This window comes from Flagellimonas sp. 389 (assembly GCF_018449435.1).
Taxonomy (GTDB): domain Bacteria; phylum Bacteroidota; class Bacteroidia; order Flavobacteriales; family Flavobacteriaceae; genus Flagellimonas.
In genome coordinates this window covers 1-21968 of sequence record NZ_JAHCMU010000011.1, presented here as the reverse complement: position 1 = coordinate 21968, position 21968 = coordinate 1, and the positions used below count along the sequence as shown (strand labels likewise).

The 21968-nt window shown below is 36.4% G+C and carries 17 protein-coding genes; 12 read left to right on the top strand and 5 right to left on the bottom strand.

The genetic code is table 11. The features are described from left to right. Positions 1–439: 439 nt before the first annotated feature. From KIM67_RS10725 to KIM67_RS10715, 3 genes are read right to left on the bottom strand one after another with little or no spacing between them, the layout of a single operon-like run. Positions 440–1627 (bottom strand): hypothetical protein, encoded by a 1188-nt coding sequence (locus tag KIM67_RS10725; protein ID WP_213831333.1) that lies wholly within the window; start codon positions 1625–1627, stop codon positions 440–442. A 10-nt stretch (positions 1628–1637) separates the two neighbouring features. After that, positions 1638–3062 (bottom strand): DUF4831 family protein, encoded by a 1425-nt coding sequence (locus tag KIM67_RS10720; protein ID WP_213831332.1) that lies wholly within the window; start codon positions 3060–3062, stop codon positions 1638–1640. Positions 3063–3072: 10 nt separating this feature from the next. Then, the gene (locus KIM67_RS10715) at positions 3073–3747 is read right to left on the bottom strand and encodes a caspase family protein (RefSeq protein WP_213831331.1); all 675 of its coding nucleotides are present in this window, start codon (positions 3745–3747) and stop codon (positions 3073–3075) included. Between the two features lie 318 nt (positions 3748–4065). Between KIM67_RS10715 and KIM67_RS10710 the strand changes: the two genes are divergently transcribed. The 4 genes from KIM67_RS10710 to KIM67_RS10695 are packed head-to-tail and all read left to right on the top strand — an operon-like array spanning position 4066 to position 8501. Beyond that, positions 4066–4545 carry a DUF4231 domain-containing protein gene (locus tag KIM67_RS10710; protein WP_213831330.1) on the top strand — a complete coding sequence of 160 codons (480 nt, stop codon included), beginning with the start codon at positions 4066–4068 and terminating at the stop codon, positions 4543–4545. Positions 4546–4561: 16 nt separating this feature from the next. Beyond that, positions 4562–5413 (top strand): hypothetical protein, encoded by an 852-nt coding sequence (locus tag KIM67_RS10705; protein ID WP_213831329.1) that lies wholly within the window; start codon positions 4562–4564, stop codon positions 5411–5413. Further along, positions 5410–6111 carry a hypothetical protein gene (locus tag KIM67_RS10700; RefSeq protein WP_213831328.1) on the top strand — a complete coding sequence of 234 codons (702 nt, stop codon included), beginning with the start codon at positions 5410–5412 and terminating at the stop codon, positions 6109–6111. The genes KIM67_RS10705 and KIM67_RS10700 overlap by 4 nt, the downstream gene beginning before the upstream one ends. A 2-nt stretch (positions 6112–6113) precedes the next feature. Then, positions 6114–8501 carry a hypothetical protein gene (locus KIM67_RS10695; protein WP_213831327.1) on the top strand — a complete coding sequence of 796 codons (2388 nt, stop codon included), beginning with the start codon at positions 6114–6116 and terminating at the stop codon, positions 8499–8501. A 116-nt stretch (positions 8502–8617) separates the two neighbouring features. Here the strand turns inward: KIM67_RS10695 and KIM67_RS10690 are convergent, their stop codons facing one another. Together KIM67_RS10690 and KIM67_RS10685 are read right to left on the bottom strand one after the other, a co-directional pair. Beyond that, on the bottom strand, positions 8618–10252 hold the full coding sequence (locus KIM67_RS10690) for a S8 family serine peptidase (RefSeq protein WP_213831326.1): 1635 nt from the start codon (positions 10250–10252) through the stop codon (positions 8618–8620). A gap of 17 nt (positions 10253–10269) precedes the next feature. Further along, entirely contained in the window at positions 10270–11214 is a 945-nt protein-coding gene (locus KIM67_RS10685) for a DNA/RNA non-specific endonuclease (RefSeq protein ID WP_213831325.1), read from the bottom strand. A 414-nt stretch (positions 11215–11628) separates the two neighbouring features. On the opposite strand from KIM67_RS10685, the gene KIM67_RS10680 reads away from it, so the two are divergent. From KIM67_RS10680 to KIM67_RS10645, 8 genes are all read left to right on the top strand, one after another. Then, a complete protein-coding gene (locus KIM67_RS10680) occupies positions 11629–12708 on the top strand; it encodes a Fic family protein (protein WP_213831324.1) in 1080 nt (359 codons plus the stop codon). Between the two features lie 301 nt (positions 12709–13009). Further along, positions 13010–15640: an ATP-binding protein gene (locus KIM67_RS10675; RefSeq protein ID WP_213831323.1), complete on the top strand. Its 2631-nt coding sequence runs from the start codon at positions 13010–13012 to the stop codon at positions 15638–15640. Between the two features lie 118 nt (positions 15641–15758). Then, positions 15759–17462, top strand: a complete 1704-nt coding sequence (locus tag KIM67_RS10670) for a hypothetical protein (protein WP_213831322.1) — start codon at positions 15759–15761, stop codon at positions 17460–17462. A 60-nt stretch (positions 17463–17522) separates the two neighbouring features. Beyond that, complete coding sequence (locus KIM67_RS10665; protein ID WP_213831321.1) at positions 17523–18005, top strand: SgcJ/EcaC family oxidoreductase; 483 nt, start codon at positions 17523–17525, stop codon at positions 18003–18005. A gap of 93 nt (positions 18006–18098) precedes the next feature. Continuing rightward, positions 18099–19292 (top strand): amidohydrolase family protein, encoded by a 1194-nt coding sequence (locus KIM67_RS10660; protein ID WP_213831320.1) that lies wholly within the window; start codon positions 18099–18101, stop codon positions 19290–19292. Then, a complete protein-coding gene (locus tag KIM67_RS10655; protein ID WP_213831319.1) occupies positions 19289–19435 on the top strand; it encodes a hypothetical protein in 147 nt (48 codons plus the stop codon). Before KIM67_RS10660 ends, KIM67_RS10655 begins: the two co-directional genes overlap by 4 nt. After that, entirely contained in the window at positions 19432–20856 is a 1425-nt protein-coding gene (locus tag KIM67_RS10650; protein WP_213831318.1) for an amidohydrolase family protein, read from the top strand. The genes KIM67_RS10655 and KIM67_RS10650 overlap by 4 nt, the downstream gene beginning before the upstream one ends. After that, a complete protein-coding gene (locus tag KIM67_RS10645; RefSeq protein WP_213831317.1) occupies positions 20853–21806 on the top strand; it encodes an amidohydrolase family protein in 954 nt (317 codons plus the stop codon). Before KIM67_RS10650 ends, KIM67_RS10645 begins: the two co-directional genes overlap by 4 nt. Positions 21807–21968 lie beyond the last annotated feature (162 nt).

The window sequence follows — 21968 nt, the reverse complement described above, 5'->3', positions numbered from 1 at the left end:
AAAGCTAATTCTCACCGAGGAGTAAATGATATTTTATTAGCTTCCGAAACGTAAAAGAAAAACACAGTTCCTTATCCAAGCTTGTTAGCAATACATTTCAAGCAAAATTAGAAAAATCGTAAAATCAACATTTTTTGAGACAGGAAGGATAATACTTAAAACGAAATAGGCAGAAAATGTTCCTAAAATAGATATAGCATCCTTGTGCACACATCTGTTTTACCATTAAGCATTTCCATTACATAATACCTTTCTAAATATAATTTGGTTGTTTTTGGGTCAATTTAGGTGAGGTAAAGTTACTTTAATAGGCAAAGTCACCTATTCGGTGAGCATAAAAACGCAAAAACACTAAAACTCAAATAAATTGAGCCATTTAAAATTTAGGTTCGGAAGTTTATACGCATAAATTTTTACTTATGATAAGAGACACGCACAGCTATGGTGTATGCTTTTTTAATTTTGAATGTAAACGATCAATTTCTTTAGATGCTTGCATTTTAAGTTCGGACAAGTTTGCCTGTGTTTTAAGCAATTCTCTTTTAGCTTCAATTAATTCTTTTTCCTTTGTAGTTAGTTCTTTTTGGTTATCTAAGTGAAGTTTTTCTAATTCATGATGCTTTCCGATATTCTTAATTTGCAGACTAATCAGTTGTGCCGGAATAGACACGATAGCCTTTGCCACCTTAATTGGAACCGCAATAAATCCTTTGATTGCTGAAGGATTTGAGAGCTCGTGAGAGCAAAGTTCGCCATCTTTTACGGTTATTTTATGCACACGTTTGGCAAATGGAACTGTTTTAATAGGAACCGAAAACACATTCCGAGAATCAAAATAATTCAATTTGATTATCTTTTCATTCGAGACATTCATATGACCATGTATGCAAAGTCTTAGGACACTTTTGGACCTAAAGCATAACCCATTCTGAAATTCCTGAAGCATCATGATGTCCCGGCTTACGGCATTCTCTTGTTTTAGAGTAAAATCAGCAATAACTTCACGAAATTCATCAATATCCATTTCGGAAAAGACATTAATTTTCCATGGAATCTGGACATCCTCTTCTAGAATATCATTGACAAATACTTGGAAATCCCTCTCATATTCTTTCTCTACTATGACAACCTCCTTTTTTTTTCGAAATAGACTCACTTTGTCAAACGACTTTTCCGTAAAGATTCCTGCAGGAGCATTTGCTAGGGTAACCAAAATGTCCTTGCCCTTGTTATCCGAAATTGTCTCCAAAGTTTCTAATAATCCCATCTCATTGGTTTGAAAGGCTATTTTTTCATCAGAAAAAGGATTGTGTTTATAGTTCAAATAAAGGGGTATTGAGGTATCTGGCCTTGTTTCTGTTTTAAGCCTGAAAAGCTGCTCTTTAATTTTACATGATTCTATTTTACCTTCCTTGTCTTGTTCGATTAGAATTTTAGTAACAACAGTAATCTGGATTAAAGTAGTGGGCAAGTAATATACACCTATTATATTATCCTTTGATTCAATACTTTTTTTTGTCTCTACAATGTTTCTATTCCAAAGAACGTTTATGGTGGTCAAAACCAAGATAATAATCAACAAGATTATGATAAGTATATACAAGTTATGATTTATCCATTCCAACATAACACTGAATTTAATCATTTGCTGAAGGAACCGCATTACCGTTCTCAATTATCAAACGAATTACCTGTTCCATAATTTCTTGTTCCACTTCTTCAACGTCTTCTTTATTTTCTTCTTTCTTTTTTTCTTTCAAGGCCTTGGAAACCTTTCTGATGGAATCCAAAGCCATATATATTCCTTCGACTCTTTCTGCAGTAACGTCGGGTTCTTTGACAAACTTTACAGATTTTAAAGCACCTATATCCTCATAATATACTACATTGGCCTCCTTGAAATCCTTTGGTAAATAAGCGACTTTACCTATTTGTGGGAAAAATGCTGTATAAACATCCTTACCCTTCTTGTCCTCGCTAGAGCTATATGAGGACAATGGTTTTCCATCATAAACCAAAAACAATTCATATTTGGAAGGAATATTGTAGTAAAGAAAAGCATCCACGTTTAATTCCTTTCCTTGCTCACCTTCAACCAAAATAGTTCGTGGTTCTCGCACATCTATTTTCTGAGCGTTAATTAGCTTTTTTGCTTTCAATTCCAATTTTTTTGTTTTAGATGAGTTTGCTACACTAATCTGAGAAGAAAGTTTATTAAATGCTTTGTTTCCTGCTGGAGCTAACAATCCTTTTTTAGGGTCGAGTTGCAAAAGCTCGATGGATTTGAAGTCTTCCTTAGGATCAATATCCAGGGTCACATAATATATATCCTTGGAAATATAACCCATTAAAACATTCTTTATCGTTTTCAACTGCTTATCCACTTCTTTCAAATGGTATTTCACTATATCTGTGGAATTAACACTATTTGTAGGCTTATTGATCAAGCTGTATTGAATTCCGTACAGCTTAAAAGCATCTTTAATTAATCTTTTAATTCGCTCGTCCTTTAAACTGTCAAGCGTACAGTCTTTTGTCTTTATATCTCCCATCGCTTCACTGCCCAAGCCCGATAATGCCCCGACTGCATTTCCCAAAATTTCAATGGATTTTTTAGTAATATCAAAAACCTTGCTTTCCTGAGCAAATTCTCCAGATTGTATAAATCCGTCTTTAGAGAAAGACAAATTTAAGGACTGCGCCAGTGATTTTGACTTCCTATAACTGAGTGCATATCTTTTTTTTGGGTCTGGAACAGCTAGGGTGGAAATGGTAATCTTTTTATCAAGAGCAAAAATTTCCTCAGGGACCTTTACAGGTTCCCAACCAAAATAGGTTTTTACCAGTTCTAAAGCACAAGAATTCTTAATAGCTATTCCCGGTTTGGGCTTTTTTTTCGCAACAGGTACCTTAATGCGAAGAACAGTCTTAGGCAAAGAATAATAACTTAAGATTTCATAATTAGGAATATCTTCATAATCTATTTTTGATGAATCTATAGAAACAATACTCTGGGCGCAACTAGCTAAAAAGAAGCAGAGGAAAAAATATATAGCACGCATACTTACTGGTTTAAGTGAATAATTCTTTATTAAGATATTTATGATTGACATTACTAGTTTTTTTTACAAGACATTTAGACCGAATTGCATTAAGCTTGAGTTCAGTAATCAAGGATTGATACGTCATATTGTAGTAATTGGCATTATATATTATATTGAGAAAATTAGTAGACATCAGTCCCCCGCTTGTATACGCTAATGCAATAGCTCCATCTTCAGAACTTGCAATGTGAATAATCTGTGGATATTTGGAACTATTAAAGAGAGACCATTCAACAACAGTTTCCGAGGAACAACTGTCGACAAAAGTCAAAACTCTTTGAGTTGGCATAAAAAGGCTTAAGGTCTCTTCCATAGTGTCATCCCAAAGGAATTTATCGGAACAAACCAACACCTGATCAGTCTTTTCATCATTTACTTTAGCACCACGAACAGTATCCCCATGTCCATGAAAATAGAAAAAGCAAAATCCTTCTTTATCCAACTGCTGCGTGAAATTTGAAATACCATCTACAATTTCGTCCCTACTTGCATTTGGACCTATATATAATAAGTTATTACCAAAGATTGGTTCCAATTCATCAATGATGTCCAATGCCATACCTTCTACTCCCCAAGTAGCCCAATTATCATACCCAGGGATTTTAGTTTGTTTCACACATGCAATAATCGCGCAGTTCTGCATAAGGCTTTATCTAGAAAATTTGATTTAGCTGTACAGCATATGACAATTTGGCTCTTACCAAATTAAAGATTCAACAATAAGAATATATTGGGGACACAAAATTGAGTTGAAAAGATAGCCTTTTTAGTACAAATATGATTGCACAAAAACCTTAAAAAAACTGGGGTTTTTGTGCAATTTAAATGAAATATTCTTCTTTTTTATGTTAAAATCATGCACATTCAAAAAATGTCCTATATTTGAAATCATCCCCTGTCTTCCTTACTAGCTATATAAAAAATAAGTTCCTAAATGGGAATTAGATATCCTTTTTGAAATATGGTTGACGAAGCAAAAGCTAAAAAGAAATATCTAGGTGAAAGTCTGGATATACATATATCCAGTTTTGCCAAGAAGAGAAGCTATAACAGAAGACTCTCTATCTGGCAACATAGTGCAATTGTCTTAACAGGTGCTATAATTACAATTTTATCAGGTCTTAGAATAGAGCTCGGGGATGATGCTGTTTTTGATTTAGATCTTATTACCAAAAATATCACTCTTTTCTTAGGGGCAATTACAACAATCATTGGAGCCTATAAAGCCTTTTTCAATAATGATACGATTTGGTTGAAGTATACAATGACTTGCAATAATCTCAAAAAAGTTAAATCTGAATTCGAATATTATTTGGAGGGGAAAAAGGATGGAGAGATTGAAATAACCAGATTGGACGAATTCAAAAACAAAATTCAAAAAATCCTAGATGAAACCAACAATGATTGGGAATCTCTAAGACTCAAAATAACCCAACACTAATACAACCAAAACATTTATGTCTGCAATTGAAAACCTTTGGGATTGTTACAAAGACAGTCCTACCAGTTTAGACAAAATCGAAGTACTACCACTTACTCATAATACGGATTATGCCTTTTTGGAACAAATGATGGAAGAAAAAGGAATAAAACCAGTTAATGATGACAAAATTTTTAACAAACCAGTGCTTTTCTTCTATTATGGCTTACCCGTTTTTTTTAAAAAGTCTATGGAGTATCCATGCATAATGGTTTTTAAGTCTAAACACAACCTCAATCTTTATAAAGATTTAGATTGGTCACCAACGGATACCGGAGTGCTAGAATTCATTTTCAAAAAAAAGAGTGTCTTTAAAACTGGTTTTGAGAACTTTAATCCTGATGACTTTAAAAAGAAATATGTTTTAAGTGATAACGCAAAGAGGCAAAATTCAATTAACTATCTAGATTCTCATATTAAATGTTTTTTCGGAGACAATCTAAATTACCTTAATGGAAAAGTAAAGGAAAAAACAGGGCTTAATTTTTCATATATAAAGAAAATACACAAACTTTATTTTCAAGCAGCGAATAAATATCAAGAATTAAATGCAGAATTAGAGGAAATTGGTTGTCTCAACTTTGATAGAAGAATAAAAGTGATAGAAGGTCATACAGATATGCCAGTTAGATTTTTGAACGTAGAACCTATTTTTTGTTACATTCCAAATTCTGATGATTTTCGAGATAAAATAATTGATTATTTCGGAGTTGAAAAAGATGTTATTCACGTATATGACGACGAAATAGATTTTACAGTCAAAAAAACCATTTCAGAAGGAATTGCAAAGTATATTGATTTACTAGAAAAAGGGAAAATAAAAATATGACGGAAAGACTCTCCCTTATCGGATGTTTGAATTTCCGAAAGGAAACTCATAATGAAATTGTATTTGTAAAACCAATATTTACTGATTCTAAAATAAAATGCTGGCTAGATTCCAAAAGCAGGCATAAGTATATTCCCGAAAAAGTGCCACTAAATTCGATTTACAATGATAAAATAAATCCAGTCGAGAAAGTTGAAATCACAGTTTCAGAAGATGATGACCCATTCTATATGCTAAAACTTAAAGGTATGTATGTTTATGGCAATGTTTATGATATTCTCGACGATTTATTCAGATTGTTTCCAGCGAAAGAGGTAATTAAATGTGATACCTCCTTTCTCCTTGTCCGATTCATGATACGCAATAGAGACAATCTATTTCTTATTGATGATTATCTCCCGAGTGTCGGAAAGAAAAGGTTTATCGAAATAATTATTCATGTTCTAGAAACCGAATTGTTAACTCCTGAGCATAAACTTGTTTTTACAACATATTTGTCAAATAATAAATCTTCTTGTACCATTCTTTTTAATAATTTTTCCGAGGTAGATATAAATAAAATCGAACAGAGTTTACAAGGGAACCCTTTCCAAATAAAAATCATCAATATAATCAACGAATGTCTTGGAATTCCAATGAAAAAATCTGAGAATTCCAACATAATGCAATTCGTGGATATTAATTCTTTTATTGGTTAAATATGCTGAGCGAAAGAGACACAGATAGTTCAATTCTAACTGGCCTAACAAAGTATGAAATTGAAGAAATTTCTGAAGACTATTTCCTTCAAAAAGTTCAAGGTTATGAGCCTTATTTTGTAATAGATGCTGATGAAGTTGATACCTATTGTAGGCCATTTGATACTGACATAAACAGAAATCTAGGAAGAGTCTCTGATGAACAATTCATAATTGAATATATCTTCAGCGCATATAAGGAAAGAATCATTTTTGTAAATGACTATCATGAAGAACTAGCAAAAACTTGTATCCTTTTAAACAGCACTTCAAACAAAAAAAAGGTTAAAGAGCAAGTTGAAAAATACCGTGAAAATCTTGAAGAAATTAGGGAGAGTTTAAAGGATGTCTCCAACTTTGAAAAAAGTGGAAATCGCCAAGAATTTTTAAAAAAAATAATCGAAGCATATTCTTTTTTACAGTTTATTTCCAATGGGAACTATGAAAACAACTTGCGTAAGTTTCGATTATTGATGTCTAAACAAGTATCTTTTGAAGGAAGACTTAAAAACAATGAAATTGCCGAAATCTTATCTAACTATGAGATAGATTCTGATTTGGTCAATAATATCCTTGATGATGATTTGGACAAAAAAGAGTCCAGAGAAATAGACATTAGGGCACTTCTAAAAACCTATTTTCTTACCAAAGACTCTATTAAACAGAATAAAAAAAGAATCTTCTATTTCGTTTCTTCCAGGACAAAGGATATTAAAAAAATAAAAGAAAAGATAGTCACTTCTGATTATAGGAAAGACGTCTTTAATCTAAATGAGACTAAGACATTAATACGTTCAAAAGCCCAGTTATTTGGTTTTTTAATTTACAACTTAATGGTAGGGAAAGAAACTGAAGCACTGAGTAGGGTATTTGCCAAATTCGACCAAAAATCAGATAGTCTAAGAATAATATATGGCGAAAACAGAAGAGATTATCTACTCTTTTCCCTAATTAAAAATGAAAAAAAAGAAAAACGTGAAATCTTAGAGAATCTTACAATTCACTATCAAAAAAGAAAAGAATTAGAAAAAGAAAATAGGAAAGGGATATTCAATATCAAAAACTTTGAAAAACTTTTAAACAGTGCGGTAGACAAAAAAGATGTTGTTGAGATTGAAAAAAGCTTAAAACAAACTCTTGGACTTGGAGAAAAACTTTTACTACAAGAATTTGGTTCGGATAGTTTAGAGTGGACCCTGGGGAAAATCAAGGACTATATTAATATTCTGGATATTGATGTTAATTTAATTAGAGAGTTCATAGACTTTATAGTTGATAACGAAAAGGATTTAATCTTCGACCGGGGTGCTGATCCTATAGAAAGCATATACAGTGCTTTTCCACAGTTGTTTCATCATGGATTTTTTGACAATCGAATTTTACCTATTTTACAAAATGTGGTTCACGAGAAAATACCCAGTAGCACAGAGCTTTACAAACTCACCAATTACATTGTTGAAGAAAACTCAATTAATGACGTTTTGATATGCTCTCTTTATTTGATGCTAATAATTATGTACAAAGAAAATGAGAGGGGATATTCGAGCAATTTTATTGTTTATTCATATGTTAATTCTCTTCTAGAGAAAAAATCCCAAAAAAGTATTAGCATTATAGAAATTCCAGACGTTAAGTTGGCTGATATCTATGCGATCGGTTGTTGGGCTGCAAGAAGATCTAGAAAATATAAATATGCTTACAGCCTTTCCATGAGGGCAAGAGACTTCTTCCCAGATGACCCAAGATTTGATTTTTCTCTAGCACTAAATGGCTATTGCTGGAAATATGAATTTAAAACTTTGGAAAGATACGAATGGTCTTACGAAGAATATTATGACAAAGAGAATTCTATACTAGCTTTTTGTGAAAGTTCTATACGCAAATATCAAAAATTAAGGCAAAACGAACGTACTAGCTTTGCTAACCATTTTTTTATTTCACTGCTCAATTTAACTGCATTCTGTTATGTGGCTCGGTACAAGAGCATTTATGAGAACCTCCCTAACATGGATGGTAGTATCAGAAATTATTTAATTCCTGATGTTGAAACCCAAAATCTTTTAAAGCAAGCCAGAGGCCATGTAGAAGAGATAAAAAATCTAATAACTTTATCCAGCGATGAAGAGGACAAAGAAGCATCATTTCCTGAGTATTTACATACTGAAGTTTTCCTAGAGTACTTTGAAATTTTGAATAATCAATATTTGAACAAAAACACTAATCAGAATAAGCAAAAACTAAAAAGTGCTTTACAAAATATCGATTTCGCTATAGCGAAAATCCATAAAAGAATTGGATTCAAAAAAAGATGTATAAGCCTAAGAAATAAATTAATGATGCTAGAATCTTAACTCATTACAAACTAAAACTAACTTTTCGCACTAAACTCCCATCTGTCCTTCTAGAGGTTGCATTCCGCATACATACATTCATACACACAAATGTAAATCGTTGACAAATTGAATTATCAAAGAGATAGTAAGGCATTTTCTACTGCCCTTCTTGCATTGATTCTGCCATAACCATAATAGATACTATGCCCGTCAGAATCATAATTAGCATTATCCTGATCAATTTTGTCACAGCTTTTCTTAATAATTTCACGAACACCTTCTAAATCTAAATTAGGATTAACCGCTAGGATCAAAGCAATAACACCAGCTGCACCTGGGCAAGCACTAGAAGTACCAGTAAATGTTGCTGTATAGCTACCGGCAGCGTCACCTATTAATGGGTTACTACCAAAATCTCCTGGATTATATCCTCGTGGGCCCGTAACATCTGTTGTCCATATTCCTGGAGTTTTTGGTTTAGGATGATTGAATAAGTGATAAGCAAAATCCCCACTTGGAAAAGCGCAAAATACAGCACGACCAAAATCGCTGTAAACTGACCGTTGACCAGTGTCATTGCATGCTGCTATTGCAAGAACCTTTTCATAACTGGCATAACCGTCATAGTATGTATCTTCCCTCCCATTGCCAGCCGCCCAAGTAATTATACATCCTTTACCATTACGCCCATTTGAAACCGCATAATCAATAGCTAAACGAGTGCTGTCAGGCAAATACACCATATTTGTATGGTTTGAATCACTAGGATTACGCCAATCCCCATCAGGTGGTCCCCAGCTACAAGAAATTACATGTGCGCCATTATCGGCAGCCCAAACAAAGGCTTCTGCTTCCTGTGACGAACCTAAATTAGCATTAAGTTTTATAGGCATTAATAACGCTTCAGGTGCTACACCAGAAGCCAAATCCGTGCCTGAGGCACAAGCCACACCAGCACAAGATGTACCATGTTTATGTCTTGGACTAGTTGGTTCAGGATTTGGTGATCCATTCCACATGTCTCTTGGTCCAACAATTTTTCCATTTCCTCCAAACTCTGGATGATTTATATCAACGGAATCATCAATTACTGCTATTATAATACCTTGGCCTTTGGTGTGTTGCCAAGCAGAGGCTACTTCCACACTTTCATCTATAGTATTAGACATGAAAGTCGTAGTTTCTAAATGCCATTGTTGAGGGTGAATATTTTGCTTGTATTTCTTTTGTCTTATCAGTTCGGGATGACAAAACTCGACTTCATTTAAATCCAATAATGACTCCGCTAATTCAAAAATCTTTTTCCCTTCAATCTTACGTGACTTGACAAAAAAAGCATTCTTTGCATATACTACTTCTTTATTTATTTCAAGTTCATGTTTCTCCATTAGCGTTTTGTATTTCGATTTACTGACTGTATCAAAGAATTTTATAAAAATGTTTTCAGTATAAACCGAAATTGCTCCTTGCCCATCTACTAAAACTCTACCCGAAAACTTTATTCCATCTTCAGTGGAAGACATTTTTCTCACTTGATTTCTAATCTGCTTAGCCGATTTGTCTCCCATGGGACTACACCTATAAATATTAACGTTTGCTTCGGGAAATGAATGAACAAGCATAAGGTGATTAACTAATGATTTTTTTTCGTCATCCAGTTTTAAGCTATTGAAATCTTCATTTTCTTGAAACCGAACAATCACCAAATCGTTGGTTTCTTTCAGTGTTTGTTTTTTCCCATCTTTACCCCCAATTCTGTATGTTACCATGATTTTACAATTTATTATTACAAGAATTTATCTAATTCTTCCTTTGAATATTTCTCAAAGTTTGATTGGTTCTCACCTGTCATTAAAAATACTTTTTTTTTGAATTTTTGTTCAATTCTTTCCATAGCGGAAGTAAATACTAAACCGGTAGCTACTTCAATTGCATCTACCTCAACAATGAAAGGTTTTAAGTCTTCATCTAAATCTGAAAAAGGGTCTTTAACAAATGATTTACTTCTTACTCTATTATTTGGAAAAAAAATGAAATCCAAATTCTGTAAAGAAACTTCTTGACTAAGAACAAAGGCAATTCGATGAAGGTTAGCATCTTTTAAATAGTAAACTACTTTCCAAAACTTTGTAGGTACACGAAAACTTTGTGTTTTGTCCGTTTCGTCCCCAGTATAAACAGCAACTGGGTCACCTTCAGTAAAAATGCATCCTGTGAATACAGATACCTTGTTCTTCATCTTTTTTATAACATGATCTTCCAAATCTTTCCAATCGCCTTGATTAAGTAAGTGATGTTGTGGAGCAATATTTGCAAAGAGAAAGGTTTCCTTTGCGGCTATTTCGGCAATCTCTTTGGTTTCCCATTGGGGATACTCCCTTCGAATTACATGCCCCCTATCCAAAAGATTTTTATTCCTTATTGTTGGGTGATCATTTTCGTTGCATTTATAAAAGTCTTCACCTATCTGATTTTCAATTTGTAATTCCTCTATTTCCTCTTTGAAATTTGAGTTGGATGGCCTATCGACTTTAATTCGTTCAGTTTTTGTGGGAATATTGCATGCACAGTACAGAGCAAAATTTCTTTGTTTATTAAAACAAGTGGTAAAATGATGATAATCAATAGATACATGAACACCAATATTGGCCACCTGTGGAAGAGGCACTTTCAATTTGGAATTGGTCCCTAAAAAAGTACTATCGTAACCTAAAGAACTAGTATCTGGCATAGTTAAATAATTTTACTAGCTAGTCAAGTAGTAAAAAGCAAAAATCTGAGGGCTCTAATCTATATGGGGGATATTGGAAATATAAAAAATATATTGCAAAATTAATTGCGTAAAAACCTTAAAAAAACTGTGGTTTTTCTGTAATTTTGCTAGCAACTTGCAGAGAAGTCACCTATTCGGTGAGCATAAACTTTTAATATGCTCGAAAGCCTATATTTATTGGGGTCTTGAAAGGCCGGTTCTAGTCCCTCCGGTCGGTCGTTTAAATTATTAATTTTATGCCCATTTAATAAGGTTTTACTTGATATAAGAACAATTAAAATCTATACACTACTTCTTCTTTATGTATAGAAAATTTAATTTTCTATACAAAAGACTCTATCTTTGTATAATAAAATAAAAAATCTATACATAGTGTCCCAAAATGTTAATTATATATTACCCGAACTGCCAGTGGCCTTTGATATAGAAACAAAAGCTGTGCTCAAAAGCCTTCCTTCCGCACACGCAGCTTTGGCCGAGCTAAAAGGTATTGCGTCCACCATTCCCAACCAGAGCATCCTTATCAATACCCTCGCACTTCAGGAAGCAAAGGACAGTTCTGCAATAGAGAACATAATTACCACTCATGATGATCTATATAAGTCAGAATTAAACCTTAATGTATTCAAACCCATTGATGCCAAGGAGGTGCAAAATTACATACACGCCCTGAAACAGGGTTTTTCGTTAATTTCGAATGAAAAAGTATTGACCAATCGCACCATACTGGCCATCCAAGAAGTATTGGAGAAGAACAATGCCGGATTCCGAAAGCTACCTGGAACAACCTTGAAAAATGCAAAAACAGGTCAAACGGTCTATACCCCACCCCAAAATATAACCGACATCCAAAGATTGATGAAGAATCTTGAGCAATTCATCAATGATTCTGAAAAGAGTGATTATGACCCCATAGTTAAAATGGCGATTATCCATTTTCAATTTGAGAGCATACATCCCTTTTATGATGGCAATGGGCGCACTGGAAGAATTATCAACATCCTATACCTAATACTCGAAAAACTACAATCGCTTCCCATTCTATATCTGAGCAGTTATATAATCGAGCATAAAGCGGATTACTATAGATTGTTACAAGAAGTAAGGGACGAAAACAATTGGGAGGAATGGCTTTTGTTCATGATCAAGGGAGTGGAACAGACTTCAAAAAACACGATCGCCCTGATCCTACAAGTAAGGACTTTGATACAAGAGTACAAAAACAGACTTAGGTCCAACTACAAATTCTATAGTCAAGATTTATTGAACAATCTGTTCAAACATCCGTATACAAAAATTGAGTTTGTAGTAAATGATCTAGGGGTTTCCAGATTGACCGCCGCAAATTATCTTAACAAGTTGGCAGATGATGGATTGCTCCAAAAGGAACGGATAGGCACCGCAAACTATTACATCAATCGTCCTCTTTTTGAATTGTTGTCCAAACGGTAAAGCAAACCGGATTTCTTTAAAATGAACCTATCCGGTGGGCACAAAACATAAAGATATTGAAACCTTATCAAACAATGCCATTTGAAATTAGGTTCCGGTCTTTCACCGCCACTGTAAGAACCTATACCACTGTTGCAGCTTTACTGACTTTCTAAAAAGACCAAAAGCAATGAATACCTTGCAATTGGTAAGCTATGATAGTGCAGTAATACATCTACGCATTTATTATGTCAATAAATCGCTAACTTTAAAATCCTTAGGCAGTACCTGTATTATAGGGTATCGCAGATAGCTTTGCGATATGCAACTAAAAGACTTTAAGATAATCGAATGGGGAATTGCGGCGCACATGCCTTTCGAACACTCTCGAAAGACCCGATTGGTGAATGTGTTTACTCTTTTGGCTACGGGCACTACATTACCCTATCTTTTTATTTTTTTTGATAAAGATTTTGGTTTTGGTCTTTTGACTTTACTGTGCTTTTTCGCACTATCAGTGACTTGGATTTTCAATAGCTACGGCAAACACCATTTTGCAAAAATTTGGTTGTTTACCGTATCGCACATCTATCTCTTCATCGCTTCTTCATCACTCGGTAAGGATTCCGGTGTGTATCTGTATCTCATTCCAGTACTTTTTAGTGCAGTCCTGTTGTTTGAATTTCGCGAAAGATACAGTCTGATATCAGTTGTTTCACTTAATATCCTCACTTATCTCGCACTCGAATTTTATGCATACGAGACATTCACTGAGTTGCTTTCACTTTCTGAACAGCAATGGTTCTACCGTTATAATTTTCTCGTTACATTGCTGATGACCGCCATTATCGGCTCCATCTATTTTTACCTGTACAACCTACAAATAAAAGAGAATCAGTTGATGATAGACAGCCGGGTTGAAATAGAAAAAACCGTTAACTATTTCTCGAACTCTACCTTTGGAAAAAATACGGTCGATGAAATCCTTTGGGACGTAGCCAAAAACTGTATTGGTCGTCTCGGCTTTGTTGACTGCGTGATTTACCTTCTGGATGATCAACGGCAACTTTTGGTGCAAAAGGCTGCCTATGGCGGTAAAAACCCAGGGGAATTCGAAATTTTTCAACCGATGGACATACCCGTGGGCAAAGGAATCGTGGGCCATGTGGCAAAAACGGGTGAAGCGATAATCATACGTGATACCTCACAAGACCCACGTTATATTGCGGATGACAAAAATCGATTGTCAGAAATTGCTGTCCCATTAATATATAATAGAAGAGTGATCGGTGTCATTGACTCCGAACATCCAGAAAAAGATTTTTTCACGCAGCGGCATCTCAGTGTCTTAAGAACCATATCATCATTATGTGCCAACAAGGTTGCAAAGGCCATAGCTGACCAGGAAAGGGAACAAACCATAAAAATCAAAAACGAAGCGGATAGAATCAAGGCTTTTGAACAATTAAAATCAAAACTGTTTGCTAATGTATCCCATGAGTTCAGAACACCGTTGACATTGATTATGGGAACAATCGATAAGAACATTCAATCTGGTCCAAACAATGATTGGCACCTGATCAAAAGACATGCCGATAGATTACTGAGGCTCATCAATCAGTTGCTGGATCTGTCAAAGATTGAAGCCAGTGAATATAAGCTAAACAAGGAATCCGGGGATATCATGAAATTTCTCAGAATCACACTGTCACTCTTTTCCTCATTGACATATAACCGTCAAATTACCTTGAAGGGCACTATACCTAAGGATACCCTTTGGTTGAAATTCGATAGTGATGCATTGGAAAAGATAGTGTTCAATCTACTCTCCAACGCCATCAAGTTTACCGCTGACCATTCTGTGGTAGAACTATCGGCCGAATATGATTCAGAACTAATTTTGAAGGTTTCCGATCAGGGCCCTGGAATATCCGAAGAAGAAATAATTCGAATCTTTGATCGATACTATCAAGCCACTAAAAATCGGAATTCAGGTACGGGAATAGGGCTTTCACTGACCAAGGAGCTCGTTGAACTCCATGGCGGAACCATTAAAATAGAAAGTACCCTGAACAAAGGCACAACGTTCATCGTCTCATTGCCATTAGAGCGATCGGCAGTCAACCATTCTGAAAAGAAAATTATCACGCGGAAAAAATTGGAGGAAAATGAGATAGTACATCAAACCAAAACAGATTCAGCTGAGATCGTACTTGTTGTAGAGGACCACCAAGAACTGTCCGATCACATTGTTGAAATTTTAGGATCGGACTATCAACTCCTCCAAGCCCATGATGGATCACAAGCCCTTGATATTGCGCTCGGGAAACTGCCCGACCTGATCGTGAGCGACGTTATGATGCCGAAGAGGGATGGGTTCGAACTATGTCAAACCCTCAAGGAAAATGAACTCACCAGTCACATCCCTATTATTTTATTGACCGCCAAAGCCGATAAGACGGATAAACTATACGGTTTGAATTCAGGAGCCGATGATTATATCGTCAAGCCATTCAACGCTGATGAGTTGAAGGTCCGTGTCAAAAACTTGCTCGCACAACGAAAAAAACTAAAGGAAAAGTTCAGCAAAATCTCTACGTTGAACTCAAAGGATATCGTCATCACAAGCGTTGATGAAATCTTCATGAAGAAAGTAATTGCCACCATTGAAGATGGTATGCACAATGAAGATTTCAATGTAGAAGAACTATGCGCTCAAATAGGTATCAGCAGAATGCAAATGCATAGAAAACTAGTGGCATTGACTGGAAAATCTACTTCAGCACTCATTAGGCAACAAAGACTTCATCGAGCGGCAAAGCTCTTGGAATCAGGTGAAACCTCTTCCCAAACAGCCTATGCTGTTGGCTTTAACAGCTTATCTTACTTCACAAGGGTGTTTAAGGAAGAGTTTGGCGCACTTCCTTCCGAATTCCTCTCCAAACAGGTTTAGCCATAGCCGTGTGCAAAATCCTCATAGTGTTACATATGGGCTAAGAATTGTTACATAGTTTAAACCGTACTTTTTTAAACGTCTTGATCTTGCATAGAAGAAATTAATCCGTTTTAGTATGATTATTAATAAGTACTCCACAAAGGCAAATATTTTGTTATTCCTTTTTCCAATCTTCAGTGTCCTTTTGGGATGCGGAAAAGACGAAGGAGAAAAACCTGAAGAAAAGGTAATCGAGATAACTATTGAAGACGCCGCACTAACGATTCCGGAAAACCCTTCCAATGGGACTGTTCTCCTCACAATGACGGCTTCAACCACAAGTAATGATCCATTGTCATTTAGTATTACTTCGCAGAGCCCTACTAATGCCATGGCCATGGACCCTTCAACGGGTCAAATCACGGTACTTGATTCAGAAAAGTTTGATTATGAAATCCATCCAGAGTTAACGGCCACTGTTTCTGCATCAAGTGGTAATTTCTCCGAGTCTGCAGAAGTTAAGATTACTTTGACAGATGTCGATGAGAATGCTCCCCCTGCTGTAGGTGATGTTTCCTTTAGTGTCGCTGAAAATATCGATGACACCGTGGTTATCGGAATCATTACGGCAACAGATGCAGAAAACGACCCTTTGCAATTTTCATTAGCGGACCCAACAGCATACAATAGTCTTTTTGAATTGACCACTTCGGGAGAGTTGAGTATAACCTTAGGAAATTCATTGGACTATGAAACAGAAACGCAATACACCATACAAGTGAATGTATCCGATGGCGTAAATATTGCCCAAGCAACCATTACGGTAGATGTGACCAATATCATCGAAGTTACCGTAGAAATTGTGGCTGGTTCTACTACCAATGCTAATGGAACCGCTGACGGTATTGGTACTGCTGCAAGATTCAATATCCCGGCAGATATTGTATTGCATACTGATGGATCCCTTTATGTAAGTGATAGGGGCACCTCTTTAATTAGGGCAATAGATGGTAATGCAAACGTTACTACCTACGCAGGTGGAGGACCTACAAATGCAGATGGTATTGGTACAGCTGCGGGTTTTAGCGGTCCGGTAGGGATAGATAACAATTCTAATGGAGAGATATATGTTGCCGATTCCCAATCGCATGTTATTAGAAAAATCGTAGCGGGAGCAGATGTTACAACTTTTGCGGGTAATACAGGTACTAATGGATTCGTAGATGGTGACCTTACCGATGCTAGGTTTGCATCTCCTTCTGGTTTAGCTATAGCTACTGACGGCACTATTTATATCGCCGACCGGGTGAATCATGCGATTCGAAAAATTAGTAATGGAATGGTCACTACACTGGCAGGAAATGGGACTGCCGGTTTTAGTGATGGTCAAGAGACTTCTGCTTCATTTAATTTACCACATTCTATAGATGTTGATAGTGAAGGCAATATATATGTTGCTGACCAGGGAAATCGTGCCATACGTAAAATAACACCGAATGGAGCTGTAACTACCATTGCCGGGAATGGCTCAATTGGTTTAGAAAATGGCCCTGGCCAAGATGCCGAATTTGGAGGCACCATTAGAGGTATTGCCGTTGATGACAACGGCAATGTATACGTTAGCGATACTAGTAATCAAGTCATACGCATGCTTATAAATAATAGCGGTAGTTATGATGTTATTACGCTGGTAGGGTTAGCAAATAATGCTGGTTACATGGATGGTGATGGTAGTATTGCACAATTTTTCAATCCAGCTGGCATAACCTATACCTCAGATAATATTTTGTATGTCACTGAAGAAGGCGGTAATCGGGTACGTAAAATAATCGTGGAATGATAAGACCATAGGTTACATAGTATTTATTCTAAAAAAATAACACTATAAATCATATAAATAATGTACTTCAAATTAAATAAAAATGTATTTCTATTAATGTTGGCATTCAGTCTCAACACGTTTGTAAAAGCGCAAAACAAAGATGACAAACAGCAAATAGAAACTATCATCAAAACCATTGCCCAAGGCTGGAAAGAAAGAGATGTCGAAAAAACAGTGCAACACTATGATGACAAGGTCGATTGGACGAATGCTTTTGGCGACAGAATGCAAACTAAAGAAGAACTAAAAACCCTGTTAACTGAAATTTACGGCTTTGAATTTGTAATGAAAGGGAAGTCTGTAAATCAATACAACGACATTGATTTCTTGACACCCGAAATAGCTGTAGTACGCTCTAAAACAGTGGTCAAAGGACAAGAATGGAGCAATGGCACAGCCATGAAAGACAGACATAATCATCACTTAATGGTATTTCAAAAGAAAAATGAGGAATGGAAAGTGATTAGTCACCTGATAAGTCAAGCTTGGGCAAAAAAATAAAAAGAAGTGTATATTTTTAGATTGATATTACTACTATTAGTTTCAGCTACTGTTCTTGCGCAAAATGAACGAAAAGTAATTTTAGCCAGCAGAATGATTGATGTTGTTGAAGGTACATTAAAAAACGATGTGCTCGTTGTTATTGAAAATAGTAAGATTCTAAAAATAGATAAGGCTTCAAATAAGAATCGGTACAAAGACATTATTGACTTATCGGAATATACCATTTTACCGGGCTTGATAGATTGTCACACGCATTTAACGAATCCCTATTTTGACAAATCTATTGATGTCTATGAAACCGCTATAGCCTCTTACGGTATTTTAGGAACGCTATATGCTAAAAAAACACTAGATGCGGGCTTCACTACTGTACGAGATGTAGGGGGTTATTTTTACAGTGATGTTGCTTTACGTGATGCCATCGATAAGGGATGGATTCCAGGACCCAGAATGTATGTAAGCGGAAAATCCCTATCCATGACTGGTGGACACGGAGCATGGGCAAACTGGTTGGCTCCGCATTTACAAATTCAACCCAATCCCGGTAACATCGTAGATGGCGAAGACGAAGTCAGGAAACAAACCAGAACATTGATTAAAAATAGCGTAGACTTAATAAAGATTAACGCAACCGGAGGTTTTGGAACGTCGAAATCAATTCCTGGAGCGGCATCCTTTACTATCGAAGAAATGCAAGCGGCTGTTGAAGAAGCCCAGAAAAGAGGTTTAAGGGTGGCTGCCCATGCCCATGGTGCCGAAGGCATAAAAAATGCCGTCAAGGCAGGCGTTACCTCCATAGAACATGGTACTTTTTTAGATGACGAATCCATACAATTAATGAAAAACCAGAAGGTATACTTGGTAATGGATATATTGGCCGCCCACTATGAGCTGATAGAAAAAAATGACGATTTCAGTGATAAAGAAATAAACCTGAACAATCAGGAGATGTATCAAAAGCTTTCAGACAACTTCAACATTGCATATACCCAAGGGGTGAAAATGGCCTTTGGTACTGATGCTTCCATTTTCGAGCATGGAAGAAATGCCGAACAGTTTCATCTGATGGTCAAAGCTGGAATGACCGAAATCGATGCCATAAAATCAGCAACCATAGTGGCTGCCCGACTTATAGGAATCGAGGATAAAGCCGGGAGCATCGAAGAAGGAAAATGGGCAGACATTATTGCCGTGAAGGGAAATCCTTTAGAGGATATTACCGTACTTGAAAAGGCGGAGTTTGTGATGAAGTATGGAAAGATTTACAAATCACCTGTAAAATGAAACATCTATACCCGTTCTTCATTGCTATAGTTACCCTGGTCTCGTGCAAAAAAGAACTCACGGGCAATCTACTGCTTCAAGGCATCAACATCATTGACATAAAAACTGGAAAAACTTACAATCGAAAAATTGGACTAAAATGAAAAAACCAACGCGTGGAATTCGAAACCTACCTCAAGTATTTCATATTTCAATGCTTCTGCTTGTGCTGATTTTTCTTCTCGGCTCCTGCAAAAATGAAAAAGAGGGCAAGCCAAAGTATGACTTGGTTATCTCAAATGTCAATTTGATCGATGGAACTGGAAAGGATATGCAAAGGAATGTCAATGTGTACGTCAAAGAGTCTAAAATTTCCAAAATAGACACGGTGACCATTGAATCAAATGAGCAAAAGAACGTGATCAATGGAGAGGGCAAATATCTTATCCCCGGCTTATTTGACTGTCATGCGCATACCGGAGATTATAAAGGCGACTTCCCAAGATTCATGCACTATGGGGTCACCTCGGTATTCATAACCGGGGGAGGCACCTGCACGAATGAATATTTTCGTCAAATGCGGGGTATGGGTACACAGGATTCAATTCCGGCTCCAAGGGTGTTCCACACAAGTCAGCACTTGATTGTTGAAGGTAGCCACCCGGTGAAGACCTATAATAGTAGTGAGTGGATAGAGGGAGAGTCTTTCTTCATTATGAAAGATACTGCGCAAATTTCCGAATTGGTAAAGCGGGTCTCAGAATATCCTATCTCAGGAATTAAATTGACGATCGAAGATGGACCCTACCCTCCCTACGTGGAACGTATGCCACAAGAGTTTGTGAATCACGTCAACAAAGAGGCTATAAAGAACGGGACGAGGGTGTTCGCCCACGTAAGTGATAATCTTGAGCTTCAAATGGCCATTGATGCCGGAATCAAGAACTTGCTACATTATACAGGTGTGGATTTGGATTTTGAGAAGGACAAAGAACTGATTCAAAGAATCTATCGCGACAGCATCTCATGGGTGACTACCCTGATGTTGGACAAGAGCATGATGTATCCTAAAAACCCTGAATGGTTTGAGGTGGAAGGTCTAAAAGAAATATATCCAGCCGAGGAATTCGAAAAAATGAATGATACGGACTATATTTTCCGGGCCGAGGAATTTATGAAGTACTTTCAGGAGTACTACGACTTCGATAATCCCTCACTGAAACAAGTGGTGCAATTTCAAGTGGAGGATTTTATTGAACTAACTAATAATGGAGTGAACATGGTGCTGGGAACAGATACCGGAAATGATTTCATTTTGCCTGGGTACAGTTTACATGAAGAAATGCAACTCTTGGAATTAGGTGGTATGCCTACAATGGATATCATTAAAATGGGTACCTTAAATGCAGCTAAAATGCTAGAAGTTGAGGGCAAACTTGGATCTATTGAAGTAGGTAAAATCGCAGATATGGTGCTGTTGGACAAAAACCCACTTGAAGAAATTAAAAACACCTTGTCCATATATTCGGTAATCAAGAATGGGGCAGTTCAACAGCGGATACCAACCAAGAAAATAACTAGATGACCAATGATAATCGACCTAAAAGCTGTGAAAATTTAATGTGCCGTTTAAAAATCTTATTGGTAGCACTCATATTCTCTTCCTGTTCAATGGCCGAAAGTTATGATGGTCCCATTATTGATGTCCATATGCATGCCTTTGGCTATGATAGATATGGATCGCCAATACCACCAAACCCTTCAACACAAATAATCCCCACGGCAAGTTCGAACCAAGAAGTCATTGAATTGACCTTAAAAGAAATGAATCGCTTAAATATAGAACAAGCTTGGATAAGCGGCCCATTGGAGAATGTCAAAGCATGGAAAGAGAGAAGTCCAGATCAATTTATGGGTGGACTTTATTACCACCCTAGAAATCCCTTACCGGAACTGGAAAAAGTCAAAAACAATTTTCAGGAGGGAACAATTGGGGTTTTTGGTGAATTGGGCTTAGCCTACGGAGGATTGACCCCTAATGACAGTGTTTTACAACCCTATTTTAAATTCGCGGAGGCTAACGGAATTCCTGTCGGAATACATATGGCTCTTGGGGAACCCAATCTTTCCCTGACATGGGCTCCCAAATTCAGGGTAGCATATGTCAACCCTTTAATTATTGAGGAACTGGTCATCAAGTACCCCAAACTGAAAATTTATCTGATGCATGCTGGATGGCCATTTTTAGATGAAACCAAAGCTATCATGTGTATGTTTGACAACGTATATGCCGATCTGTCCTTAATAAATTGGCTTATGCCGGACAATGAGTTTCAAAATTATGTCCGAGGACTTACCAACATGGATGGAGTGGAATGTGATCTAACAAAACGATTGATGTACGGTTCCGATCAAATGGTTTGGCCCGATGCTATGGAATTATCGATAAACAACATTCAAAAAATCCCATTTCTCACTAAAGAACAGAAAGCGGATATTTTTTATAATAACGCCAAACGGTTTTTAGATAAGTAAAAAGAAATATGTTCTTTGTCGGAAAAACAATCGCCAAAGTTGGGTAAAAGTGAATTCCTTTAAATTTTTGCAGTCTTGGAAATGGAACGTGGCCGTTGCATAAGTGGTCCATGAACAAGATACGGAACTAAGCAGGCCGTTTTCAGGAAGTCTTAATCAGAA